Origin of the sequence: Fenollaria massiliensis (genome assembly GCF_000312505.2) — a bacterium.
Taxonomy (GTDB): domain Bacteria; phylum Bacillota; class Clostridia; order Tissierellales; family Peptoniphilaceae; genus Fenollaria; species Fenollaria massiliensis.
Map to the genome: position 1 here is coordinate 13,464 of NZ_HG326228.1, position 26,431 is coordinate 39,894.

The following is a 26,431-nucleotide window of genomic DNA, read 5'->3' on the forward strand; positions in this document are numbered from 1 at the left end:
ATGGAGTTTATAAGATTATCATTCAAACTGGCAGGACAGTATAAAAATCGTCTTAAGGCAGGAATTTTTCTTATTTTTCTGCAAAATGCTTCAATGCTGTTTGGATTTTTCGCTCTCTTTCTTGCATTCGGTTGGATGAATGAAACTACATGGGAGCATATTTGGACAATTTTCGGAGTGCTTTTTGCTTCCTTTCTTTTTAATTTTTTGACAGGCTGGGCGAAAAGTGGTCTTAGTGACGGTGTTTTCTTTGGCATTTTCAAAGACTACAGACTTGCAGTTGGCGAAAAACTTAAAAAGGCGCCTATGGGATATTTTGCAGAACAAAGCCTATCAAGAATTATGGCGGCATTTACCAATGTTATGAAGAGTCTTGAAAATTACTCTGCAATGAGTATCGACTTTGCTGTTTCAGGCATTTCAATATCCTTTTTTCTGTTGGTTGGGATGTTCGGTGTAAATACTAAAATTGGATTTTTAACTTTAATTTGTTTAATTCTTATTTGGTTATGCATGTCTCTTATGATTAATCAAGCAAAAAAAGAGGTTGCACGTGAACATGCAGCTATTACAAAGGTCGGAGATGCGTTAGTTGACAGCATTAGCGGGATTCCTGTGCTTCGCAGTTTTCCGTTTGCAGATGAAGGTGTTGTTGAAGAAATTCATTCTAAATTGAATAATGCTTCTGAGGAGCTTAGACTTTCTCAAGTGCATTTTGAAATCGTCTTTGTTATTTATGCGAGAATTTTTTCTACTATCATTAATCTTTCGAGTCTACTTGTTACATTATTTTCTTGTTATCTTTATACGAAAGGGGAAGTTTTATTACCACAAGCGCTCACTGTTTCGGCTGCCGGCTTTATGATTTTCGGCGGTTTAAAACAACTTGAAAATGCAGCCATCCTCATGGTTAAGAATCCTGCCAATATGCAATATTTGGATGAGGTTTTAGATATTCCTGAAATAAGTGACGGGACTTTGGAAGTTATGGAAAATCAGGATATCGTCTTTGATAAGGTGAGCTTTAGTTACGACAAAGGGAAGCCTGTTTTAAAAGACCTTTCATTTACTATTCCACAAGGGTCAAAGACAGCTATCGTAGGACCGTCAGGATCCGGAAAAACGACAATAATCAATTTGATCTCTCGTTTTTATGATGTTGACAGTGGTGAAATAAGATTAGGAAATAGAGATATACGAGATTATAAAGTAGAAAGTTTACTGAAAAATCTTTCACTTGTTTTCCAAAATGTTTATCTTTTTCAAGATACTATAGAGAATAATATTCGCTTTGCAAATCCTAAGGCAAGTCATGAAGAAGTAGTGGAAGCTGCTAAAAAGGCTCGTTGCCATAATTTTATTATGGAACTTCCTGATGGCTATAACACCATGGTAGGTGAGGGTGGCAGTTCTCTTTCCGGTGGTGAAAAACAACGAATTTCTATTGCTAGAGCATTACTTAAAAATGCACCTATTATTCTTTTAGATGAAGCGACAAGCTCCGTTGATCCTGAAAATGAATATGAGATTTTGGCCGCGGTTGAGGAATTGTCCAAAGGACACACTGTAGTTTCGATAGCTCACAGACTTTCAACTGTGAAAAAAGCCGATCAGATACTAGTGATTGATGACGGTAAATTGGTTCAAGAAGGCGAACATAACGATTTGATAAATAGAGAAGGAATTTATTCAGCATTTATCAAGGCAAGAGAGCGAGCTGCAAGCTGGAGATTGTAAAAAAAGTAAACGATTAAAAGCAACCGACATTTAAGAATTAAAAAGCTTTGTAAAGCACATATAGATAATTTTTGAAGCGATTAAGAATAAAATAACTTAGTCGCTTTTATATCGTGATTTTTAAATTATAAAAAACAAAATTAATGGAAAACCGAAAAAATTTATCAAATAAATTAAAAAATTTGGTAAGCAAGGGGGGGGTCAATCTGTCCTTATGTAAAGTGAAGGGAAGTTTGACTTCCTGTATTTTATTGATGATAGTGAAGATTGCCTATTTCAAATGAAAAGAATACAAAGAAAAGTCCCTTTCAAATAATTGTTCCTTGACAACTGAGTAGACCAAAGGTAGGACTTTATCAACTTGTGTAGGATTATGACTTACGCCATGACCTTTCTGCTGAAAGTTTTCGGTTTTATGAATACTGGTTAGCCAAGGATATAAGAAAGCGAGCGATAAATAAGAATACATAAAAAACAGAGGTGGCAATCTGTTCGGTGATACAAGTAGTGATAATGATACTTCAATAGTTTAAGCCGGCTCGTCTTAATAAGGGGCGGAGGTGAGATTCCTATGTTGCTGCCAAGCACCTACCAATGTCAAAAAACTTAATTAAACAAATAATTATTAGATATAAAACTTTAAAAAGAGAGGAGGAATATATTGGACAATGACTGGAATGGACTGGCTGATTTAATTGCAAATCTGATTACAAAATATGCTGGTGTTTTAGATTTAGATAATCTGCCCGATCCAACGCCAGTAAAAAATCAAGAGATGAAAAATAATTTTGACATGGCAAAAACACAAATTGAGATGGACTAATAAAAGTGTTATAATATACTTGAAATGATAGTCCAAACTTAAATTCAAAAATCAAAGTTTATATATGATATAGAAAAGTTATATTGAGGTTAATGCTATGTCAAAAGAAAAATAAAAGTATACCTCTATACACGAGTATCTACGTCAATACAGATAGAGGGATATTCGTTAGAGGCACAAAAATCAAGAATGAAAGCTTTTGCTATTTACAACGATTATGAAATTGTTGGAGAGTATGAAGATGCCGGGAAGTCTGGCAAGTCTATTGAAGGTAGAATACAGTTCAATCGAATGATGGAAGATATAAAATCTGGAAAAGATGGAGTGTCTTTTGTTCTTGTGTTTAAGTTATCAAGATTTGCAAGAAATGCCGCTGATGTTCTTTCTACACTTCAGATAATGCAGGATTATGGAGTTAATCTTATTTGCGTTGAAGATGGCATTGATTCATCTAAAGATGCTGGGAAACTAATGATTTCTGTTTTATCAGCTGTGGCTGAAATAGAAAGAGAAAACATACGTATTCAAACAACGGAAGGTCGCATTCAAAAAGCAAGGGAAGGAAAATGGAATGGTGGCTTTGCTCCGTATGGATATAAACTTGAAGATGGCAAGCTGTTTATAAATGAGGAAGAGGCAGTTGCAATAAGAACTATTTTTGATCAGTATGTAAATACAAGTATTTGAGCTAATGGTATTTCAAAATATTTAGAAAATCATGGTATAAGGAAAATACCAAGGCAAAATGGGAAAAATCCATTGTTTGACGCAGGTCTTATAAGAAAGATATTAAAGAATCCTGTATATAATGGAAAAATAGCATTTGGAAGAAGAACTTTAGAAAAAGTTCATGGTACAAGAAATGAATATAAGCAGGTTGAACAAGATGAGTATCTAATATCTGAAGGGATACATGAAGCTATAGTTTCCGATGAAGTTTGGCAAGCTGCTCAGGTTAAGCTAAAATCTCAAGCAAAGAAATATGAGCATGTGAATAAAGGAAAAGATACACGCACACACTTGCTTTCTGGAATTGTAAAATGCCCGATATGTGGAGTGGGAATGTTTGGAAACAAGTGTATCAAGAAAAAGAAAGATGGCACAAAGTATAAAGATTTTTATTATTATGGTTGTAAACATAGGCAGATGATAAGAGGTCATAAGTGTACTTTCAGTAAGCAAATTAGAGAAGAATTGTTAGATGATGCTGTTGCTGAGGTAATAATCAAGTTAGTTAGCAATCCTAAATTTGCATCTATGATGCAAGAAAAAATTAACATGAAGGTGGACACCTCTGAAATAGAAAAAGAAATAGATAATTACCAAAAGGAATTGAGGAAGAGTCATTCTACAAAGTTTAAGCTAATTGAGGAAATAGATAATTTAGATGTTGAGGATAAGCACTACAAACGAAGAAAACAGGATTTAGATGATAGACTTTATCGTATGTACGATAAAATTGAAGAATTAGAATCATTGTTAATTGATGCAAAAGCAAAGAAACAAACTATTGAAGCTGAAAAACTTACTGGCGATAATATATATAAGGTTTTGATTTATTTTGACAAACTTTATAAAGTCATGAACGATGTAGAGCGTAGGCAGTTAATTTCAGCTTTGATTTCTGAAATTCAAATTTATGAAGAAAAACAACCTAACGGACAATGGCTAAAATCAATTACTTTCAAGCTCCCAATTATAGACGATGACTTGAATATAAGTTTGGACAATGATGAGCAAGTTGAGAGCGTGGTATTGATGTCAAGGGTCGAAAGAAAATAGCCGTGAAAGCCTGGGATGACAGCGGTTTTCGGACAATCGTCCGAATTTAGTACAGGGAAGAGAAAACAGTAAACTTGAATTGGGTGTACTGAATAAATTTTTATATTTTTGTCATACTTATATCAAAGGAGGTTATTATGATTATTTTGAAAACAGAGAGGCTTATACTTCGCAACGTCGAATTGAAAGATGCGGTAGAGATGAAAGACTATCGAAATAATGCAATTTGTTCAAAATATCAACGTGGACAAACAAAAGATATGGATGGGATTAAAGCTCTGATTAAAAAATATCAATTCGAGATACTATCCGCAGATAAACCGTTTATTATGACTGTTGCGTTAAAAGCGACGGACGAAATGATCGGTGAGATTGTTGTGCTTCCTAATAAAGGGACATTTTCTTTGGGTTACACGATTTCCTACAAGCATCACAGAATGGGGTATGCTTTTGAATCGCTTTCCGCTTTGACGGATTATTTGCATTGCCTATACCCTTTAATGGGTTTTATCTGCTCCACTGAAATAGAGAATTATCCGAGCAGGCTGCTCCTTCAAAAACTTGGATTTAGGGATTTGGGGTATATCGAATCAAAAGAATCTGAGGTTTTTGGCAAGTGGTTAACAGAATCAACAGAAAAGGAAATACGTCTTGCTGTAAACCATTAAACGGAGAAGCTAATCCTTCAACTCCCACTTTTTAGGGCTTTCAATGAACTTCCGAAGACGTTGACATACATTCTCCGACATCATTTCCGGTGCCGGTTTCCCTCGCACAAGTAGGGCGAAGCTGCTATTCTTGATGTACCGTTATCATCAGAGTAGTCTTAATACATGTTGAGAGTGTAGTATTGATGACAAGAGAAAATGAGTAACTAGACTTTGAAAGGCTTAAAATTAATAGGTGTATGATTTTTAGATTCAATAATAAGACTCTGGAAATTTTGAAATTAGTTATAAAAAATATTTTTTAAATACTTGCTTGTAGCATCAAGTAGGTAAGCATTTTGGATATTTTGGTAGGTTATGTCAACGGTATGGACGGGGAAGAATAAGGTAAATTAGAATTTGTAAGGAAGATAATAATGAACATGAGAGAGCAAATTGAAAAATACATTAAAGAAAATCAATTAAATATTAGTGATGAGTCTATGTGGAGTTTTGATGAGAGTATTGAAGATGAACTGTTATATTTAATATCTCATGGAATAAAAACCGCCACATCTTCACTGTATAAATTTTATGAAATGGAAAATGAGGATTTACCAAAAGTTGGTAATTTAAGTATCATTACAAATAGTAAAGATGAATATCAATTTCTTATAGAAACTATTAGAGTTGAAATTGTTCAGTTTAAAGAGGTATCGTCTGAACATGCATATAAAGAAGGTGAAGGAAACAGAACATTAGAATATTGGAAAAAAGTGCATATAGATTTTTTTAACAATGAACTAAAAGAAATAGATGAAGCATTAAAAGATGATGATTTAGTAGTTTTAGAGGAATTTAAAGTATTAGTAGGTGTGAAAATTTGAATCAACAAATATCAGTTTATCGAGCATTGCAAGTTATAAGTTTCTACGAGATAAAACCTATAAAACTTGTACAGATATTGTAGGGTAGGGAAAGAGCGTTGTGAGACTTGAAAGGATATAAGGGAGGCAGGGACATATGATTACTGAGCGATTAAAGATAAGAAAATTTACTAATAATGATCTAATGAAACTCTATAATCTACTTTCAGATGAAGATGTCATGAAATTTATAGAACCGCCTTTTTCATGGGAAAAAACAGTGAATTTTCTAAATAGTGTTGCACTGATCGACCCTCCTTTGATCTATGCGGTAGAAGATTTTAGTCAGAAGTTTATTGGATATGTAATATTTCATGAGTATGACAATGACTCCTTCGAACTTGGTTGGATACTTAATAAGAGGTACTGGGGGAAAGGATATGCCAATGAATTAACAAAAGCCTTTATAAACCGTAGCTTAGAGATAGGGAAAAACTTGATTATTGAGTGTGCCCCGAACCAAGAAAATACCAAACGAATTGCGATGAAAAATGATTTTGAATTTCTTGGAGAAAGTGATGGCCGCAGTGTATTTAAAAGAAAGCTGCTTAAATAAGATTTGAAAAGATATAAGGAGAAAATAAATGATAAAGAAAATAGGAATTGTTAGCTTATCTAGTGGCGTTTTGGGGGAAAGTTTTGTTGAGCATGAAATAAAAATAGGGTTAGACAGATTAAATAAGCTAGGTGTAGAGGTAGAGTTTTTACCTAATTCTCTAAAAGGCATTGATTTTTTAAAAAATCATCCTGAAGCTAGGGCAGATGATTTGCTACTTGCTTTTGAAGATGACACTATTGATATGATTTTATGTGCTATTGGTGGAGAAGATACTTATAGATTAGCACCTTATTTGTTCGAAGGCGATAGATTAAAAAATATTGTAAAGCAAAAACTTTTTTTGGGCTTTTCTGACTCAACAATAAATCACTTTATGCTAAATAAGCTTGGCATAAAAACATTTTATGGTCAGGCTTTCTTGCCAGATGTATGCGAAATATCTGATAATATCTTAGCTTATACAGAAAAATACTTTTTAGAACTTATAAAAACGGGGAAAATAAAAGAGATACATCCAAGTGAAGTTTGGTATGAGGCAAGGGAAGATTTTAGCGAGAAAGCTATTGGCGTAGAAATGAAAAGTCATACTAATACTGGTTTTGAGCTTTTAAGAGGAAATCCTATATTTAGTGGGAAAATTTTAGGCGGATGCATAGAATCAATATATGATATGTTCGATAATTCTAGATTTGAAGATACAGTAGAAATTTGTAACAAATATAATTTATTTCCAAGCCTTGAGGCATGGGAGAATAAGATTTTACTTATAGAATCAAGTGAAGAAAAAACAAAACCAGATTTATATAGGAAAATGATACTTGCTCTAAAAGACTACGGCTTGTTTGATGTATTGTCAGGTATACTAGTAGGGAAACCTCAAAATGAAGTCTATTATGAGGAGTATAAATCTATTTTATTAGAAGAAATTACTAATAAAGATTTACCTATTGTCTATAATATAAATATTGGACACTCAACTCCAAGATGTATAATTCCTTTTGGGGTAGAAGCAGAAGTTAATGTAAATAAACAAACTATATCATTTAATTATTAAACAAATAGGAGTTTATATGGGGGTTATGAATGGATTATAAGGAAATAGACGCTTCACACATAGATCTTTTGTGGGAACTTCAAAAGCAATATAAAGCAGAAATAGGAGAGGATATACCGAATGATATATCCAAGAAACGTCTGAAAGATGCAATCAGCAAAGGGGAAATATTATTTTTCGGAGCATGGGAAGGTGATGCATTGGTAGGCTGCTGTTCAATAACAGTTGGTTTTTCAACTTTTGACTATATGCCAAGTGGAATATTTGAAGATTTTTTCATATGTCCTGACTTTCGTCATAAAGGAATATCACGCCAGCTAGTCCAATTTGCATATAGGTCAAGTGCTATAAGTTCAATGACTGTTGCTTGTGCACAATGCGATATACAAATGTATAAATCACTTGGATTTTCAATTCAGCTTGGAAACCTGTTTGCATTTGAACCATAAGTTACGGTTCTTAGATGAGAAAGTATATAAAGGAGAAAAACTATGGAGCATAATTGTGCTATTATTAACGATAAAAAAGCTTTTAGATATAGGGCGGCAGCCATCATAGTCGAAGAGGGATGCGTGCTACTTGCAAGAAATGATGAGGACGACTATTACTACTCAGTTGGCGGAGCAGTGCACATGGGCGAGACATCAGAAGAAGCCGTCAAGAGAGAAGTATTTGAAGAGACAGGCTTTAATTACGAGGTAGATCAACTTGCCGTGATACATGAGAACTTCTTCATCGGAAGCTCAGGCTTAAAAGGAGTAGACTTTCATGAGCTTACATTCTACTATATGATGAAGCCCATGGGCAAAAGAAATTTTACAAGCCAAAGCACTACAGAGTCAGGCGCTAAAGAGACAATGCATTGGGTACCGATAGATGAGCTTGATAAATGCAAAGCATACCCGACATTTATGAAAAACTATCTTAGGTCGAAGCATAATGGAGTAGAGCATATAATTACAGATGAAAGAATATGATAGATAATATCAATTGAAAATAATCGTGAGTAATCGTGAAAAACGAGAAGAACTTAAATTATGTCACTCAAAATGTCACCAAAAATGTCACTCAAAATGACGGTCAAAAGGGATTAAGTAGAGCTGATGAGTGTAGACGAAGCCTGATTGGATTGATATGAAGGAGAGACGGTAGCATTATTGTCCAAGAAATAAATATTTGATTTATCATATCCAAATCAATTATATTGGCGAAAATAATCTCGCCAATATTGATTTATATACGCCATTTGTGATATAATGGCGAGGAAGGTGGTGAAGCTGTATGAGAGAATTTGATTATTCAAAACTGTTAGATTTAAATATACCAGCAAAAATGTATGATTTAATATCAAAAATCTATGAATATAAGGGAAAACAGGAGCTATACGTAGCTAATTTTTCTGATGTTCTCGATAAAATGGTAGAAGTAGCTAAAATTCAGTCTACAAAATCATCTAATGCCATAGAAGGTATTTCAACAAATGATACAAGACTAGAAAAGTTGATGAATAAAAAAAGCGAACCTAAGAATAGAAACGAAGAAGAGATATATGGTTACAGAGAAGTTCTTGACATCATTCATGAAAACTATGAGAGTATTGAATTTACAAAAAATAATATTTTGACCTTACACAATAAACTTTATTCTTATTCTGGAGAAAGGCATAAAGGGAAATTTAAAACAATGGATAACAGCATTGTTGAAGTAAATTCCCTTGGCGAGAAAAAAGTTAGATTTCAGCCTGTATCAGCCTTTGAAACAGAAAAGTATATTGATGCAATGATTGAGGCATACAATAAAGCCCTTAGCTTAAAAATTCCACCATTATTACTAATACCAACTGTGATTCATGATTTTTTAGCTATACATCCATTTGCTGATGGCAATGGTAGAATGTCAAGGTTATTGACTTTGTTGCTTTTTTATAAAAATGGATTTTTTGTAGGAAAATATATTTCACTAGAAATGATTATCGAAGAGACGAAAGATATTTACTATGAAGAATTGCAAGCTTCTAGTGAAAATTGGCATGACGGAACTAATAACGACTTGCCATTTATAAAATATATGCTTTCGGTAATATATAAGGCATATAGTGAATGCGATGAAAGATTTAAACTAATATCAGAAAAATCTTTATCTTCTTCAGATAGAGTAATGAAGATATTTGAAAATTCTTTAGAGCCATTATCTAAATCAGATATAGTTGTGCTTTGCCCAGATATTTCTCAAAGAACTATAGAAAGGGCATTAAAAGAATTAAAGGACAGTGGCATAATTAAGCAAGTTGGCAAGGGAAGATCAACTAAGTATATTAAAGTTTAAAATTATTCTATAAATCTAATAATTACAGTATTTGATATCAATAATTTAATAAATATTATAATAATACCATTTAATATAAATGGTATAGTGTAAACGAAAGAGGTAAATTATGATTATAGACAGTTACGATATAGACACAGAGCCACTTATAAGCCTAGAACATTTTTATGGCGAGAAGAAAAATTTAATAGATAAATGCTTGGTAATATTTTCAAAAAGGATAGTAGAATATTTACTCGATAAATTTGAGTGCCAAGAAATTGCTAAAGTAGGCTCAGCGAATGGCTCAATGCCAATATATAAAAGCCATTTTGAAGGTCAAGAATTTGCCTTCTACCTTAGCATGATGGGTTCAGCTCTTGCTTCATCACAATGTAATGAAGTCAACTGGCTTACAGGTGCGAATAAATTTATTATGTTTGGATCTTGCGGCAGCCTTGACAAAGAAAAGACTCTTGGCAAGTACATCGTGCCCACAGAGGCTTACAGGGGCGAAGGTGCATCTTATTATTATGCCGCTCCTTCAGACTACATTGCTATTAAAAACCATGATAAGCTTGAAGAATTTTTTATCAAGGAAAAAGCTCCATATACCAAGGGAAAGGTCTGGACTACGGACGTTATGCTTCGTGAGACGCGCGGGCTTGTCGCAAAGAGAAAGTCAGAAGGCTGCATAGCAGTAGAGATGGAGCTTGCAGGCGTACAAGCAGCTTGTGATTTTTATGGCTTTGAGCTTTATGATTTTCTAGAGGCAGGAGATGTTTTAAGCGAGAGCTCTTATGAGGTAGAGGGACTTAATAGCGCCAACCACGATCTTGGAAAATTGTATTTGGCATTGAAATTATTAAAAGAAATATAATTAAAACAAGCTAAAGTATACATGATACAACTTGTTTACAATAAATAGAAAGGAATTTTTATGGATTTAGAATTTATTTTCAATCACGTAATAAGTGGATACCTGCCTATTATGGCCTTATTAATATTATATTTTATAATATTAAAATCATTTGGCGATAGGTCAAGCAAAGGACATATAATTTTGACTTTTATATTTTCTTTTTATCTTGTCGGAGTCTTGTCTGCAACAGGTGTTTGTTTAAAAGCAAATTTTTCACCGAGATTTTCATTGCTACCTTTTATAGATATGATTAGAGGACCAAAAGATGCAATTTTAAACGTAATTTTGTTTCTTCCATTAGGAATTTTTCTGCCACTACTCTATGAGCAATATAATAGCTTATCCAAAGTTTTATTACTTGGATTTCTATTTTCATTGTCTATAGAAATCATTCAAATGTTTGGATTTGGAACTACAGATATAAACGACTTGATTACGAATACTTTTGGAGCAGTACTAGGTTATGGAGTATATGAATTACTTAGTAGATCATTCTCTGATTCATTGATTGGAAGATTTCAGACAAAAGGTAAATATAGCTTTTATGAACCAGTAATTCTATGGACTATGACTATATTGATTATGCTGACTATTCAGCTTTATATCTACAATATTCTCTTCGCATCTAAGATGAGTGGAGAAATTCAAAAGTGGTAATATTCTATAGATAGGCATGTTTATAAAATGGCGTAGTGCACATAATTACAGATGAAAGGATAATGGACTAATTATAGCATGAAATTTATTGTAAAAGAAATTATAGATAAAAAAGAAAAAGAAAATATCGCAAGAGAAGTGCTTAATGATTTGCCAGAATGGTTTAGCTTGCCCGAGAGCACAGAAAATTACATTCAAGAGTCACAAGAAAAGCCATTCCTAGCAAGCTTTTTTAATAATGAGCTGGTAGGCTTCATCGTGCTTGGCGCGAGCAGCCCAGACTGCTCAGAGATCTTTGTCATGGGCGTGAAGAAAAAATTCCATCATCATGGAGCTGGAAGAGAGCTAAATAAGGCCTATGAAGACTTAGCAAAGAGTTTGGGCTACACTTACACACAAGTAAAAACCGTTCAGTCCGGTCATTACGATGAGTACGATATAACGAATAAATTTTACAAAGCAGTTGGATATAAAGAATTAGAAGTATTTCCAGATTTATGGGATGAGAACAACCCTTGTCAGATATATGTAAAGTACTTGGGTTAAAGAGAAGTGATACTATGTCAAAAACAGTAATTTTAGGGTGTTCATCATTAAAAGACTACATCGATGAGGCTCAAAGAAAAGTTAAAACGAATTATCCGGTATTTTATTTAAATCGTCTTTATCATAGAGATCCAAAAGAGATGCGTGATCACATCACCCACAAGCTGATGACAATGGACAAGGACGTAGATACGATTTTGGTCGCGATGGGTTACTGCGGCGGATCGTGGAAGGGCATAAAGGCTCCATGTAGGCTTGTTATGCCAAAGATAGACGAGTGTGTTTCGCTTCTTTTGCAAAATACAGATGAAGTAAAAAGTAATTTAAAAGAGCCAGGCCACCTATATGTGCGCGAAAAAGATCCGATGAAAGAAAACTTTCACGCGATTTTTGATAAGCTTACACAAAACTTGGACGAAGAGACGAAAAAGCGCTACCACGAGGACTGGAAGAGGTATTACCACGAGATCGACATCATAGATACAAAAATTAATGACTGCAGAAGAGCGGATTACGTTCAAACCGTCAAGGAAGATGCGGCTTGGCTCGATGCGAAGCTTGGTTTTGTAGACGGCGGCACCTATTTATTGGAAAAGCTGTTCTCAGGCATGTGGGATGAGCAGTTCATTATACTAGAAGCAGAAGAGAGCTTAAGTGATGAATTTAATAAGGATAAAAAGCTTAGATACTAGATCAAGCGCTGAAATTCAGAGAAAGAAGACTCAGTAAAGAGTTTAGGCTATACATACACACAGGTAAAAACCGTTCAGTCTGGCCATTACGATGAGTACGACATAACGAATAAATTTTACAAAGCAGTTGGATATAAAGAATTAGAAGTATTCCCAGATTTATGGGACAAGAATAACCCTTGTCAAATATATGTAAAGTACTTGGGTGAGTGAAAACGAAATCTAGCAGCACTTGAAAGGGCGTAATAACTATATAATTAAATGATTCATATCAAATAATAGTACAAGGAAAGGAAGGGAATATTATGGAAAAGAAATATTGGCTACATAGAATATCATATCATAGTGAGCTGTCATATGAGTTGTTAAAAAAGGGCTACCTTACTATCGGCTGGTCCATGTTTTTAGATAAGCCAGATGAAATTATCGATACTATAAAAGAACAAGAAAGCGACACAGATTTTAGAAACTATACAGAAAGTTATGGCGTAAAAAGTACAAGCAGGTGGTCTCTGTGGAACTTTGGGAAGATGAAAAAGTCAGATATAGTGCTGGTTCCTATGTACGATAGTAAATTTGGCGTCTATAGAATAAAAGAAGAAATACAGCCTATCAGCAAAATGAAGCTTAATAATTTTATTGCAAGGAACAAGGAAGAGTACGAAATTTCAGGCCCCTATCTAATAAAGTCTTCCACTAAGGAAATTGTAGACCTAGGCTTTTTTATTGAAGTCGAATCCATTCTTGAACATAAAGATCCTAAACCAAGAAGTTACGCCGAATCCGAACTAAGGAGCAGAATGAAAATCAGGCAGACAACTGCAGACATTAGTGATTTAGCCAAGCAAGTAGATAACGCCATACACGCAAAAGATGCTCATGACGTCTACATGATATTTATAGAAGAAATGCAAAATAAATTTATTGAAGATAAAATATTTTTAAAGTATACTCCAGAGCAAGTTGAACTTATTGTAGCACAATATTTTAAAAGCCTAGGTGCAGACGAAGCAATTGTACTTGCCAAGAATGATCCCAAAAAACAAGAGGGCTCGGATGCCGACGTTTTAGCCAAGTTTACAGACTTAAGGACCAATTACTATGTGCAAGTGAAGAACCATGAAGATGAAACCGGAATGCATGGCCTAGAGCAAATAAAGTCCTACATGGATAATATAAAAAATATAGCAGATGATAAAAATGAAGTCAACATAGGATGGTTTTTAACAACAGCAGTTTTTGCAGAAGAAGTTAAACAAAAGGCAAATGAATATAATATTAGACTAATAGATGGCGAAGGTTTTATAAAAATGATATTCAATGCAGGCATAAACGTATTGGATTTAGAAGAGTCCAAATTAGGTATAAAGATAGAAACAATAAAGAGGGCAGATTAACTGTCCTCTATGTTTATGTGTTGACTACTAAGTAAAAACTACTCCTTAATCAATTTTTCATAAACTTTATAGGCTTCATCAGCCAGATTTTTGTAAGCCACATCACTTTACTAGTCACATGCCAATATTTATGGTGTATAATTATAAGTATGTGATATAATAAGAAATAAAATATACTTAGACTAAGTAGAACAAAATTCAAAGACATTATATATTTGATATGATAGACTTAGATGAATTTTAATTTACGATAGAAAACACTGCTAACTTAGCAATATAGCTAATGTAAAAAGCTTTTGACACAGAAAAAATATACAAATGTAAAGAAGCTTTGATAGAAATAATACAAGATCTCAATTATAATTATCATGAAAGGAGGTATGGATTTTATGGAGCTTGGCAATCATATTAAACATTACAGAAATGAAAAAGGTTTATCTCAAGAAGAACTTGCAGAAAGAGTATATGTTACGAGACAAACTATTTCGAATTGGGAAAACAATAAAAATTATCCTGACATAAACAGTATTGTATTACTAAGCGAAGTTTTTGAAATATCAATTGATAATTTAATTAAAGGAGATCTTGAACAAATGAAAAAGGAAATTAATTCAGAAGAAGTTAAAAAATTGAACTTCTATTCTTGGATGGTGTTGATTATTTTCTTAATAGCAATAATTTCATTGATACCAATGCTTAAATTCATTGGCTTGTATGGATTTATTCCATATTTTATATTAATGGCTTGCGCTATGTTTTTTGCACTAAAAATTGAGAAAATCAAGAAAGATAATGATGTTCACACATACAAGGAGATTGTAGCTTTCACTGAAGGCAAAAGATTAGATGAGATTCAGAAAATTGAAGAAAGAGCAAAAAGGCCATATCAACAAATTATAGTTGTTTTTTTATGGGTAGCAGTCACTCTATTGATTGTTGGAATTATGATTTTTATACTTAAATTATTTAATTAAAATAAAACGAAGAGGCGATAGAATCAAAATCTATCGCCATTTTTATATCACTTTCTAAGTAAAAACTACTCCTTAATCAATTTTTTATAAACTTTCTCGACTTCATCAGCCAGATTTTTGTACGCCTTATCACTTCTTGAGCAAGAACCCTCTATAAGCAAATCAAAATCCTCTTTGATGTACTCTTCCAATTCCTTATCAGAAAGAATTTCCTTAATGTCAGCGCCCACTTCTAAACCATTCTTTTTTAACAATTCATAGAGCTCATGCGCATCCATCGCTTCAAGCTCAGCCTTTGTATAAGCGTGTTCATCTTTATTCGTACAAGCAGCAAATGTTAAAACAATAAGCATAAAAGAAAGAAGAAAAGCAATAATTCGTCTAGATATATACATAAAACGCCTCCTATAAATACTGTGATATTCTTTGTAACATTATACTACTTTAGCATATTCATGTCAATCGTTTCGATATCCTTGCTATTGTTCCGATAAAATGATAAAATAAAATTATATTTAGAAAATAGAGTTAACTAGTAATTTTAGGAGAAAAAATGAGCATAATTAGAATCAACACATACGACGACCATCGCTTCAGTGGGGAAGCGCTTAATCAGCACGGCTGCTACCTTGCAAATGGCGATATGCCGATAGAGATTAAAATCATATCACAGAGCGAGGCAATAATAATAGGTGATAAAACTTATTTCGACGAAGTTATAGACGAGTTTCGATTTAACGCAGAGCATATCACAAAATTTTACGATGAGAGCGGTAAAATCGTGAAGCAGTTCAAAGACCTAAAGCTTTTTAAGCTTGATATAGACAAAATCCAGCCAATACAGTTCTTTGTTGATAGAGATAAATTAGAAGCAGTAAGGACCTTTGTAACGAGAGAAGAAGACGTGATCATCCCAGTTGCTATGAAAGATGATAACTACGCGTCCCTAGACGGCCATACACGCCTATACCTTGCTTATATCCTTGGCTTTAAGCACGTCTACGCTTATTTTAGCGAAGACTTCGATGGCTTTGACTACTTCTTTGATGAAGCAAGAAAAAGAAATATATATGCAGCAAAAGACTTGATTTTGCTTGATCATGAGGAATACATAGAGAAGTGGGATAAGTTCTGCGATGAGTATTATATGACGAGAGAGTGAGTAGGTAGATTGTTACGGTAAAATGATAAAATAATATTAGTAAAGATACATAGGAGATGAAAACATGGAAATTTTAAGAATTATACTTCCCTTACTCATTGTCTGCGTAGTAGTGGTCTACATGATCTACACTGCTAAGAAGAGGCAAGGCGATGACAAAGGCGAAGGAGAAGAAACTTACATGTCTGAAGGAATGAGCATAGGCATTTGTTTAGGTGTTGCTGTGTCGACAGCGCTTGATGGTGAGCTTGCCATAGGCATATCTGTCGGCATGATGCTTGGCATGAGTGTCGGTATGAGCATTAAAAAGAAATAAATAAACAATTTAAGATTTACTATTATAAATACTCTCTTTACTATTTGTTCGGTAAAGAGGGTATTTTTTTTAATTAAATCTATATATATTTCAATATAAAAATGATTAATTTGTCACGATTAGACTTTTGTTTGTTTTTCTAAAAACTGCTATTGACAATAATTATCAATGTTGATACAATAATACCGACAGTAGTGTCGTCATGGAGGTGATTTATGAAATGAAAATGGAAGCTGATGAAAGAAAAAAGCAGATTAGACAAGCAGCTATGAAAGTTTTTTTGGACAAGGGATTTAGAAATACAGTTATGAATGACATTATGGAAGCGACTGGGCTTTCCAGAGGCGGATTGTATCATCATTATGGTTCTACCTATGAAATTTTATACGATATTATGGTAGAAGGTAATCTAAATAGGAAGGATATTATTCAAAAATCAATTAATGATGAAGGTTTAATATTAAGTCCGCACTTGTTTTCGAGAATGATCATAGACAAGATACTTGCAGATAATGATTATGCAAAGCTATATATTATGTTTTTATGTGAGTTAAAAGAAAATGATGACTTGAAAGAACTATATGTGAAAATAAAAAAAGAGTCCATACAAGTATTTAAAGAATTATTTTATAGTTTGTTTAAAGAGTTGCCGTCTGATGAGACATTTGAGTTTATGATTAATATCATGAATTCTGGATTGATGGCTTGCGAAATTTTGAATGCGCGTGAGAATTTTATAAAAAATAAGAAATATCTAACTGAAATGATAGAGACTTATTTTACAAATGTTATGAAAAAAAGATGATGAAAGGAGTTAAATTTATGGATCTATTAAAAAAATACATTAAGAGAAATAAAACACCATATTTTATTTCTGTGTTATTTGCAATACTTGGAGTAATTTCAAATCTTTTTGTATATATTATTCTAAGTAAGGTGATTATATCATTGATTGATGGTAGCCAAGATTTTTATTACTATATAAATAAAATTTTCTTTATACTTTCATGTCTTATAATCAAAGAAGTGTTTATGTTTTTGTCAACCATGATTTCTCATAAAACAGCCTATCAAATAATACGAGATATAAGAAAAAGCCTTATGGAAAAATTATTTAATATGCCATTAGGAGACATATTAAATGAGTCTACCGGTAAGTTAAAAGACATAATTGTAAATCAAGTTGATAATACTGAAACAACATTGGCTCATATGATTCCTGAGATGACAGCTAATTTAGTCGGACCTATAATATTATTTGTTTATATGTTAATTTTAGATTATAGATTAAGTTTAATATCTTTAATTCCATTAGTTATTGGTGGATTCTTTATGGCAGGGCCTATGAAAAGGATGAAGGTAAAGTTTCCACAAGCAGTTAAAATTGGCCAAGATATGAATAATTCTGTAGTTGAATATATAAATGGAATAGAAGTTATTAAAACATTTAATCAAGGCGAAAAATCTTATAAAAAATACAGGGATAATGTGTATAAAAAAGCAAATTATTATTACGATTGGATGGGAGAGAATACAAGAGACTATGCGATAAGTATGTCTATTGCCCCAGTTGGTATTTTGACAATTATACCTTTTGGTTTATATTTCTTCATGAATGGTTCACTAAATGGTGGTGTATTTTTAACATTGATAATTCTTTCTTTTGGCACTATTCAAAACATCATGAGAGTAATGACTTTTGAAGATGATATTGGAAGAATGTCAACTATTTTCGAAGAGATTAAAAATATACTTTCTGCGAGAGAATTATCTCATAAAAACGCAAATCTAGATATAAAAAATTATAATATAGATATGAAAAACGTAGATTTTTCTTATGAAAAAGATAAGCAAGTCCTAAACAATATAAATATAAAGATAGAAGAAGGAAGTGTAAATGCTTTAGTAGGCGAATCGGGTTCGGGAAAGTCGACTATTGCAAAACTAATTTCAGGATTTTGGGACGTAGCTAGTGGTTCTATAAGTATAGGAAATGTAAATATTAAAGATATGTCCCTTGAAAAGTTATCTAGTATTATTTCCTATGTAGCACAAGATAATTTTCTTTTTGATATGTCGATTAAAGATAACATCAGAATAGGAAATAAAAATGCTAGTGATGAGGAAATAATTGAAGTATGTAAGAAATCAGCTTGCCATGATTTTATAATGAAGTTGTCAGATGGATATGATACAAGAGTAGGAGAAGCTGGTAAACATTTATCTGGAGGAGAAAGGCAAAGAATATCAATTGCAAGAGCCATGATAAAGAATGCTCCAATAGTTATTTTAGATGAGGCTACCTCTTATATCGATCCTGAAAATGAAGCCTTGATTCAAGATGCGATATCAGAGCTTGTCAAAGGGAAAACTCTAATTATAATTGCCCATCGTTTAAAGACAATAACAGATGTAGATAATATATTTGTAATTAAAAATGGAGAACTTGCATGTAAAGGAAGTCATGAAGAGCTTTTGAAGGAATCAAAAGATTATAATAATCTATGGATAACTGCATTGAAAGGAGAAAAAGATGCTTAGTGTTTTTAAAAAAATATGGAATTTTTCTAATGAAGAACAAGTGTATATAAAAAAATCAATATTTGCTAATTTTTTCGGTTCTATTTTTAATGCTCTACAATTTGCAGCCATTTATTATGCGATTTTTGGGATAGTAAACAAGGATATAAGTTTCAAAACAATAGGAATATCATGTTTATTTTTATTAGTTAGTATAGCTGGAGTAATTATTTCAAAAAATTTCTCTATGCTCAAACAAACACATGCTGGATATTTTATGGCTGGACACAAGAGAATTGAATTAGGTGAAAAAATAAAAAAAGTTCCCATGGGATTCTTCTCAAGTTTAAGTTTAGGAAATTTAACAACTATTGCGACTACTAACTTAGATAATGTAGAGACTTGGGTTCCAACTTTGTGTATTATGGTTTTCGGTGGCATGCTTAATGCTATTGTTTTTATCTTATCCTTATTTTTGTTTTCTTATAAGGTTGGTATTGCAGCAATAGTTGGGTCTATTGTATTTTTATTGATTGTTGCTCTTATGCAAAAAAAGTCCAGTAAAAATGCAGATAAGATTCACGAGATTCAGGTATCACTTACCAAAGAAGTCTTATCAACATTGCAAGGAATGCAAATTATAAAATCATATAATTTAAGAGGAAGTAATAATAAAAAACTTGATAAAAGCTTTGATGGTGCAAGTAAATATTCTTTTGATTTAGAAAAAACTATAATGCCATATAGTTTATTAGCTAAAATCATAATAGCTATAACAATTTGTTTGATGCTGTTTATATCAATAAAATTGTATTTTGTTGAAAACAGTCAAATAGTCAATACTATTATGATACTTATAGCAAGTTTTGTAATATTTGATGGGCTTATAGCATCTGGATCTGCTATGGCAATGCTAAGAATGGTTGAGAATGCAATAGATTCTTACTCCTATGTAAATGATATGGAAGATATGGAAGAAGGAGAAGTTTCAGAGCCTATAAAAAATCACAATATAGTATTTAAAAATGTTTCTTTCTCTTATGATGACAGACCAATTTTAAAAAATGTATCAGCAGAGATAAAAGAAAATACTATGACTGCTATTGTTGGACCATCTGGATCTGGTAAAACAACATTTTGTAATCTCATAGCGAGATTTTGGGATGTAAATTCTGGCGAGATTTTAATTGGTGGAAAAAATATTAAGGACTATAAGATAGAAAACTTAATGAATTCTATTTCCATGGTCTTTCAAGACGTCTATCTCTTTGAAGATACAATTGAAAACAATATAAAATTTGGAAAACAAAATGCAAGCCATGAAGAAGTTGTAGAAGCTGCAAAGAAGGCAAGGTGTCATGAATTTATAGAAGCTTTACCAGAAGGATATGACACTATCATCGGAGAAGGTGGAGCAAGTCTATCAGGTGGAGAAAAACAAAGAATCTCCATAGCAAGAGCCATGCTAAAAGACGCGGATATCATAATCTTTGACGAAGCAACTGCAAATATAGACCCAGAAAATGAAGATAAATTAAAAGAAGCTATAGAAGAGCTTACAAAGAACAAAACAGTCATTATGATTGCCCATAGACTAAAGACAATTAGAAATGCTGACCAGATTTTAGTCTTAAAAGATGGAGAAATAGTAGAACGTGGAAATCATGAAGAACTGATTAAGAATGATGGACTTTATTCTGACCTTATCAATGCAAAAGCTAAGGCAGAGTCGTGGAAATTAATGAATTAGAATGAGGAGATAGGTGTGAGAGCCTATCTCTTTTTATGTAAATTGTTTTGTTGTATAATATAATTAATATATAAGTGGAGGGATATTATGGGATTATTTTCAGATAAAAGAGCAAAAGGAGAAAAGAAAGCGGAGGATAAGCAAAAGTTCATCGAGCGCTACAAACTCGAAGACTTTGACGAAGAAGAGATAGAGGATATGTATAAGACATATAAGGTGACTAGATTTAGTGGCATACAAGGACTAGTTGATCAAAATTGGATTATTATTAAAGAGCTTAATAGGCTAAATAAAAACATCGAAGAGCTAAAGAAGAAGTAGGATTTACGCAACTTGGCAAATTATAAATAATTTGTTATAATATATGCAAATATATGGTGTCCCGTTACCAATAAAGGTGGAACATTAAAGATAAGGAGAGGGCCTACCTCTCTTTTTATTTTGTCTATTCAATTAGCTGTGGTTGTGATATAATAAAGTAAAAGGAGTGATACTATGTTAATTATAGAGATAATCATTTTGTGCGCAGTATTTTTCGCCCTATGCTTTTTAGGCACAGGATCAGACGAGAAAAACCTTAAGAGCTATGCCTCGTACCCAGATGAAGTGCAAAAGCGCATCAGAGAAGCAGATGAATACCAAGGCAAGTTCCATGAAGCTAATAAGCTAACCACATGGTTTGCAAATCTAGTGGTGTTTGTAGTATTATTCATGATTTTCGGAGCATTTTTGCGTGAAAAAGATTTTACGCAAAATTTTATAAATTTACTTATACTAGGCCAGGCGCTAAACATATTCGATTTAGTGGTCATAGACCTACTTTGGTGGAGAAATACAAAACGTATAAGATTTAGCAAAATCCAAGAAAAAGCCTTGTACCAAAACCCTAAGAAGCATATCGAAGCCTTTTTCAGAGCAATACCTATGTATATAATCGTCGCAGCAGTTGATGGATATGTATTGACGCTATTTTAAATAGTATTGACATATTAATTTATTCCCCACTTTATTCCCCACATATGATATAATAAAATAAAGGAGTTGAGGAGTTGAAAGATAATTTTTTAAAAGATTTAAATTCATATAGATTTATGCATGAAAATCAATATTTTGACAGAAAAAGTGCTAGAATAAAACCATTAGATATCTTGAAACTTTTGGTAGCATTTGCAAACGCGGAAGGCGGTCAGTTAATTATTGGGATTGAAGATGATGGGACAGTTACTGGATTTAATTACGACGAAGCTCATAGCCCTGATGAATATAGGAATATCTTTCTTACTGAACTAAAAGAAACTCCAATAAATCCTAAGTTTAATTTTATCGAGGTGAAAAACAATAAGGGGCAGGATGATAAAATATTGGTTATTTCTGTTGATGTTTCATCAGATAGGGTTATTAAGTCGTATAATGGAAAAGTTTATCTTAGACAAAACGATAACACAAGAGAGTTAAATTTTGAACAAATACTTCAGTTACAATACGATAGAGGACAAAGATATTTTGAAGATGAAATTATTGAACTATCAGATATTAGTGATATAAATATTGAATTGATTAATGAATATAAAGAAATAATGAATATTTCTCAGCTATCTACAGAAGAAGTTTTAAAAGCAAGAAATCTAATGATAGATGATAAATTAACCAACGCAGGTATACTTCTTTTTGGAAAAAATCCGTCAAAATATTTACCTCAAGCAAGATTAAGAGTTATAAAATATAGCGGAATGTATCAAAAAGTTGGCACTGAAATAAATATTGTGAAAGAAAAAACATTTGATGGTGCCATACCAACAATTATTAGAGAGGCTAGAGAATTTATAAACACTCAATTAAGGGAGTTTCAATATCTTGATGATGATGGAAAATTTAAAGCAATGCCAGAATATCCAGAGTTTGCTTGGTTTGAGGGAATTGTAAATGCGCTTACTCATAGAAATTATTCTATACGTGGAGAACATATCAAAGTTTTGATATTTGATGACAGATTAGAAATATTAAGCCCTGGGAAGCTACCTAATATTGTTACGATTGAAAATATTTTAAACCAAAGATATTCAAGAAATCCAAGGATTGCTAGAACTTTGTGCGAGTTTGGTTGGGTCAAGGAAATGAATGAAGGGGTTAAGAGAATTTATTCTGAAATGGAGAAACTATTTCTCAAGAAGCCTAAGTATTCTGAACCAAATAGAAATGTATTATTAGTTTTAGAAAATAATATTCTCAATAGGCACATGAGAACTACGGATAAAATTAAAAATTTAATCTCTGAAGAAATGTTTAACGGTTTAAATTTTGATGAAAAAAAGATTTTGCATTACATGTATAACAGTGGTGAGAAAATAACTACTAAACTTGCTACCGAACTTACAGGTAAAGGGAGCACTTTTTGTAGAAAGTTGCTCAAGAATCTTGAAGAGAAGAAATTGCTGGAATGGCACGGAACTTCAATAAACGACAGAACTCAATATTATATTCTTAATTTTGAGTAAAGTTGAGAAGAGTTGAGTAGAGTTGAGTAGAGTTGAGTAGAATTTGTCAAGCTTGCAAAGAATTGATGATTTTAAGCGATTTGTAGAAGAGTTGAGTAAAGTTGAGTAAAGTTGAGAAAGAGTTGAGAAGAGTTGAGTAGAATTTGTCAAGCTTGCAAAGAATTGATGATTTTAAGCGATTTGCAGAAGAGTTGAGTAAAGTTGAGTAACTTTCACTATCAAATATATTTTACAAGGCATGGCGTCCCGCTGCCGCTAAAGATTGAGCATTAAAGTAAACGGAGGGCTTATACTCTCCGTTTTTATCTAGATACAATGTATTTTTATATTATTAAAACTAAGGTGGTATTATGGAAAGAGCATATTATTCAAATGAAATTATTAATTTTTTGAAAGATGATGATAGCAAAATTTTTGGCGAAATAACATACAATGATAAGAACACAAGTGAGGATCTGCAAAAAGAAGCTTGGAAAAAACAAATAAATATATTGAAGCGCCAACTAGCCAATTTTAAAGATGGTCAAGTAATATTTGAATACACTATCCCAAGAATCGGAAAAAGAATAGATAATGTAATATTATATAAGGGAATTGTATTTTTATTAGAATTCAAAGTGGGCTCTTCCTCTTATCCCAAATATGCGATCGAACAAGTGCTTGACTACGCTCTAGATCTTAGCTGCTTTCATAAAGAAAGCCATGCTAAACTATTAGTCCCAATTTTGATTTGTACTGAAGCTTTGAATATGGATGCGCCTATAAAAGAGTTAAGGGAAAATATTTTAGATGTACACATGTGCAATAGCTATGGTATTTCTAATTATATAGAGTCTGTATGCGAGAGATATAAAAGAAGCAGTTTTGAAGCTTCTAATTGGATAAACTCTATATACATGCCAACACCAACTATTATAGAGGCAGCACAAGCTTTGTACTCGGGACATAATGTTGAAGATATCTCAAGAAATGATGCAAGCGCTATAAATTTAAATCAAACTACAAAAGCTATAAACGAAATTATAGATTACAGCAAATTAAATAACAGGAAGTCTATTTGTTTTATAACAGGTGTTCCAGGAGCAGGGAAAACATTAGCTGGCCTAAACATTGCAGTTGAGAGACAAAAAACTGATAATAATGAACATGCCGTATTTTTATCTGGTAATGGACCTCTAGTTGATGTATTACAAGAGGCTTTAGCTAGAGACGACGTAAAAAGAAATAATGTCAAGAAGACAGATGCGCTTCGCAAATCTAGAGAATTTATTCAAATAATACATCACTTCAGAGACGATGCGATTGCTGTAGATAGTGCTCCATTTGAGAAAGTTACGATTTTTGATGAGGCGCAACGTGCTTGGGATGAGGTCAATTTAGCAGATTTTATGAAAAGGAAAAAAGGAAAATTTGGCTTTAATATGTCTGAACCAGAATTTTTAATAAGTATAATGGATAGGCATAAAGATTGGGCGACAATTGTTTGCCTTATAGGCGGAGGACAAGAGATAAACAAAGGAGAATCAGCTGGCATATCTGGGTGGTTTGAAGCATTAAAAAATAAATTTCCTGGTTGGGATATCTATATTTCAGACAAAATAACTGAGAATGAGTACTCCAAAGGCAGGTCTTTTGATGAATTGCTTAGCGGATTGAATTACAAAGTAGTTAGTGATTTGCACTTGTCAGTATCTTTACGTTCATTTAGAAGCGAAAAAGCAGCTTCATTTGTAAAAGCGCTATTAGATGCGGATAAAATAACCGCTAAAACTTTATATGAAGAATTTAGAGAAAAGTATCCAATTTGTATAACAAGAGATATAGATGGAGCAAAAGAATGGATCAAAGGAAAAGCCTTGGGAACACAGCGATACGGCCTTACAGCAAGCTCTGGAGCAAAAAGACTACGCAAATATGGTATATGGGTTGATAACAAGGTAAAAGCAACAAATTGGTTTTTAAATGATAAAGACGATGTTAGGTCATCATATTTTCTAGAAGAAACAGCAACAGAGTTTGATATTCAAGGACTGGAGCTTGATTGGAGCATAGTAGCCTGGGATGCGGATCTTAGATTTATAAATAATAAGTTCAATTATTATAGTTTTAAGGGTACTAAGTGGCAAAATGTTAATAACAAAGATAAAGTTTTATATTTAAAAATGCCTATCGTGTCTTGCTAACAAGAGCTCGTCAAGGCTTGATTATATTCGTACCAAGAGGAGACGAGGGCGACTGGACTATGAAACCAGAGTTTTATGATGGAATATATAAGTATTTGAAAGAAATTGGATCAGAAGAAATTTAAGGAGCAATAAATGAAAATAAATAAAAAACACATTTTAATCGCCACAATCACCATAATAATAATCCTTGCACTACTAGCTTTTGATGTGCGGCTAAAAATTGTTCAATACAATATCACTTCGGAAAAAATTAAAAAACCTATGCGCATAGCACTAGTAACGGATCTTCACTCGTGCAAATATGGCGCGGCACAAAAAACGCTGATTGATGCGGTGGATAAAGAAAAGCCGGACATGATTCTTTTGGGCGGAGATATTTTTGACGACGAAATTCCTGATGATAACACGAAAATTTTTCTTAGTGCCATCGCGAAGAAATATCCGTGCTACTACGTTACTGGTAATCACGAGTACTGGAGCATGCGTGTGAACGAAATGCTTGACTGGCTTCGTGCGCATGACATTAAGGACATCGGTGGCAAGACCATTCGCACGAGTGTTAATGGCAATGAAATCTGTCTCTCTGGTCTTAACGACCCTGATGAGGCGCGCTACACAGGAGAGGGAGATGGCATGAAGGCCGAGCTTGGACGCGCTATGAATGAAAGGGATGATACTGCTTTTACGATGCTATTAACCCATCGCCCGTCTTTTGTGAATTTGTATAAGGATGCTGGTTTTGATTTAGTTTTGGCAGGTCACGCACATGGTGGTCAGTGGCGCATCCCAGGCCTTTTGAATGGCGTCTTCGCGCCCGACGAAGGTTTTTTCCCAAAATACGCTGGCGGTTTTTATCATTTTGATAATGGCGGGGAAATGATAGTTAGCAGGGGACTTGCACGCGAATCGACACGAATCCCTAGGCTATTTAATAGACCAGAATTAGTCATAGTTAATCTAAAACCATAAATATACACAAATA

Annotated in this window: 26 protein-coding genes and 1 pseudogene; 26 read left to right on the forward strand and 1 reads right to left on the reverse strand. The window is 33.0% G+C overall.

Going from position 1 to position 26,431, the window contains the following annotated elements; all coding sequences use genetic code 11:
- From BN30_RS07040 to BN30_RS07115, 16 genes and pseudogenes are all read left to right on the forward strand, one after another.
- Window positions 1–1,737, forward strand: coding sequence for an ABC transporter ATP-binding protein (locus BN30_RS07040; protein WP_019214799.1), 1,737 nt, complete (start codon window positions 1–3; stop codon window positions 1,735–1,737).
- A 661-nt stretch (window positions 1,738–2,398) separates the two neighbouring features.
- Complete coding sequence (locus BN30_RS10110) at window positions 2,399–2,560, forward strand: hypothetical protein (protein WP_019214800.1); 162 nt, start codon at window positions 2,399–2,401, stop codon at window positions 2,558–2,560.
- Between the two features lie 111 nt (window positions 2,561–2,671).
- Window positions 2,672–4,342: pseudogene (locus BN30_RS10560) on the forward strand (recombinase family protein).
- Between the two features lie 137 nt (window positions 4,343–4,479).
- Window positions 4,480–5,010 carry a GNAT family N-acetyltransferase gene (locus tag BN30_RS07055; protein WP_019214803.1) on the forward strand — a complete coding sequence of 177 codons (531 nt, stop codon included), beginning with the start codon at window positions 4,480–4,482 and terminating at the stop codon, window positions 5,008–5,010.
- A gap of 416 nt (window positions 5,011–5,426) precedes the next feature.
- Window positions 5,427–5,876 (forward strand): ASCH domain-containing protein, encoded by a 450-nt coding sequence (locus BN30_RS07060; protein ID WP_019214804.1) that lies wholly within the window; start codon window positions 5,427–5,429, stop codon window positions 5,874–5,876.
- Window positions 5,877–6,012: 136 nt separating this feature from the next.
- Window positions 6,013–6,471, forward strand: coding sequence for a GNAT family N-acetyltransferase (locus tag BN30_RS07065; RefSeq protein WP_019214805.1), 459 nt, complete (start codon window positions 6,013–6,015; stop codon window positions 6,469–6,471).
- 28 nt (window positions 6,472–6,499) lie between these two features.
- Window positions 6,500–7,528, forward strand: a complete 1,029-nt coding sequence (locus BN30_RS07070; RefSeq protein WP_019214806.1) for a S66 family peptidase — start codon at window positions 6,500–6,502, stop codon at window positions 7,526–7,528.
- A 29-nt stretch (window positions 7,529–7,557) separates the two neighbouring features.
- Window positions 7,558–7,977: a GNAT family N-acetyltransferase gene (locus BN30_RS07075; protein WP_019214807.1), complete on the forward strand. Its 420-nt coding sequence runs from the start codon at window positions 7,558–7,560 to the stop codon at window positions 7,975–7,977.
- A gap of 42 nt (window positions 7,978–8,019) precedes the next feature.
- Complete coding sequence (locus BN30_RS07080) at window positions 8,020–8,505, forward strand: NUDIX hydrolase (protein WP_019214808.1); 486 nt, start codon at window positions 8,020–8,022, stop codon at window positions 8,503–8,505.
- Between the two features lie 304 nt (window positions 8,506–8,809).
- On the forward strand, window positions 8,810–9,853 hold the full coding sequence (locus BN30_RS07085) for a Fic family protein (RefSeq protein ID WP_019214809.1): 1,044 nt from the start codon (window positions 8,810–8,812) through the stop codon (window positions 9,851–9,853).
- Between the two features lie 109 nt (window positions 9,854–9,962).
- On the forward strand, window positions 9,963–10,712 hold the full coding sequence (locus BN30_RS07090) for a nucleoside phosphorylase (RefSeq protein ID WP_019214810.1): 750 nt from the start codon (window positions 9,963–9,965) through the stop codon (window positions 10,710–10,712).
- Between the two features lie 60 nt (window positions 10,713–10,772).
- On the forward strand, window positions 10,773–11,411 hold the full coding sequence (locus BN30_RS07095; protein WP_019214811.1) for a VanZ family protein: 639 nt from the start codon (window positions 10,773–10,775) through the stop codon (window positions 11,409–11,411).
- Window positions 11,412–11,489: 78 nt separating this feature from the next.
- Window positions 11,490–11,957, forward strand: a complete 468-nt coding sequence (locus BN30_RS07100) for a GNAT family N-acetyltransferase (protein WP_019214812.1) — start codon at window positions 11,490–11,492, stop codon at window positions 11,955–11,957.
- Between the two features lie 14 nt (window positions 11,958–11,971).
- A complete protein-coding gene (locus BN30_RS07105) occupies window positions 11,972–12,649 on the forward strand; it encodes a DUF1638 domain-containing protein (protein ID WP_019214813.1) in 678 nt (225 codons plus the stop codon).
- A 362-nt stretch (window positions 12,650–13,011) separates the two neighbouring features.
- Entirely contained in the window at window positions 13,012–14,046 is a 1,035-nt protein-coding gene (locus tag BN30_RS09680; protein WP_195890979.1) for a restriction endonuclease, read from the forward strand.
- A 389-nt stretch (window positions 14,047–14,435) separates the two neighbouring features.
- Complete coding sequence (locus BN30_RS07115) at window positions 14,436–15,020, forward strand: helix-turn-helix domain-containing protein (protein ID WP_019214815.1); 585 nt, start codon at window positions 14,436–14,438, stop codon at window positions 15,018–15,020.
- A 65-nt stretch (window positions 15,021–15,085) separates the two neighbouring features.
- Here BN30_RS07115 and BN30_RS07120 read toward each other — a convergent pair whose 3' ends face one another.
- Window positions 15,086–15,415 (reverse strand): hypothetical protein, encoded by a 330-nt coding sequence (locus BN30_RS07120; protein ID WP_019214816.1) that lies wholly within the window; start codon window positions 15,413–15,415, stop codon window positions 15,086–15,088.
- 158 nt (window positions 15,416–15,573) lie between these two features.
- On the opposite strand from BN30_RS07120, the gene BN30_RS07125 reads away from it, so the two are divergent.
- The 10 genes from BN30_RS07125 (at window position 15,574) to BN30_RS07170 (ending at window position 26,418) form a co-directional block, all read left to right on the forward strand.
- A complete protein-coding gene (locus tag BN30_RS07125) occupies window positions 15,574–16,182 on the forward strand; it encodes a hypothetical protein (RefSeq protein WP_019214817.1) in 609 nt (202 codons plus the stop codon).
- 64 nt (window positions 16,183–16,246) lie between these two features.
- Entirely contained in the window at window positions 16,247–16,498 is a 252-nt protein-coding gene (locus tag BN30_RS07130) for a glycine zipper domain-containing protein (protein WP_019214818.1), read from the forward strand.
- A 220-nt stretch (window positions 16,499–16,718) separates the two neighbouring features.
- The gene (locus tag BN30_RS07135; RefSeq protein WP_019214819.1) at window positions 16,719–17,303 is read left to right on the forward strand and encodes a TetR/AcrR family transcriptional regulator; all 585 of its coding nucleotides are present in this window, start codon (window positions 16,719–16,721) and stop codon (window positions 17,301–17,303) included.
- A gap of 17 nt (window positions 17,304–17,320) precedes the next feature.
- Window positions 17,321–19,039 (forward strand): ABC transporter ATP-binding protein, encoded by a 1,719-nt coding sequence (locus BN30_RS07140; protein ID WP_019214820.1) that lies wholly within the window; start codon window positions 17,321–17,323, stop codon window positions 19,037–19,039.
- Window positions 19,032–20,768 (forward strand): ABC transporter ATP-binding protein, encoded by a 1,737-nt coding sequence (locus BN30_RS07145; RefSeq protein ID WP_019214821.1) that lies wholly within the window; start codon window positions 19,032–19,034, stop codon window positions 20,766–20,768. The genes BN30_RS07140 and BN30_RS07145 overlap by 8 nt, the downstream gene beginning before the upstream one ends.
- Window positions 20,769–20,855: 87 nt before the next feature.
- On the forward strand, window positions 20,856–21,089 hold the full coding sequence (locus BN30_RS09365) for a hypothetical protein (RefSeq protein ID WP_019214822.1): 234 nt from the start codon (window positions 20,856–20,858) through the stop codon (window positions 21,087–21,089).
- A 174-nt stretch (window positions 21,090–21,263) separates the two neighbouring features.
- A complete protein-coding gene (locus tag BN30_RS07155; RefSeq protein WP_019214823.1) occupies window positions 21,264–21,743 on the forward strand; it encodes a hypothetical protein in 480 nt (159 codons plus the stop codon).
- A gap of 74 nt (window positions 21,744–21,817) precedes the next feature.
- Window positions 21,818–23,263 carry an ATP-binding protein gene (locus BN30_RS07160; RefSeq protein WP_019214824.1) on the forward strand — a complete coding sequence of 482 codons (1,446 nt, stop codon included), beginning with the start codon at window positions 21,818–21,820 and terminating at the stop codon, window positions 23,261–23,263.
- A 350-nt stretch (window positions 23,264–23,613) separates the two neighbouring features.
- The gene (locus BN30_RS09370) at window positions 23,614–25,446 is read left to right on the forward strand and encodes a DUF2075 domain-containing protein (RefSeq protein ID WP_341348931.1); all 1,833 of its coding nucleotides are present in this window, start codon (window positions 23,614–23,616) and stop codon (window positions 25,444–25,446) included.
- 135 nt (window positions 25,447–25,581) lie between these two features.
- The gene (locus BN30_RS07170; RefSeq protein WP_019214825.1) at window positions 25,582–26,418 is read left to right on the forward strand and encodes a metallophosphoesterase; all 837 of its coding nucleotides are present in this window, start codon (window positions 25,582–25,584) and stop codon (window positions 26,416–26,418) included.
- Window positions 26,419–26,431: the final 13 nt, after the last annotated feature.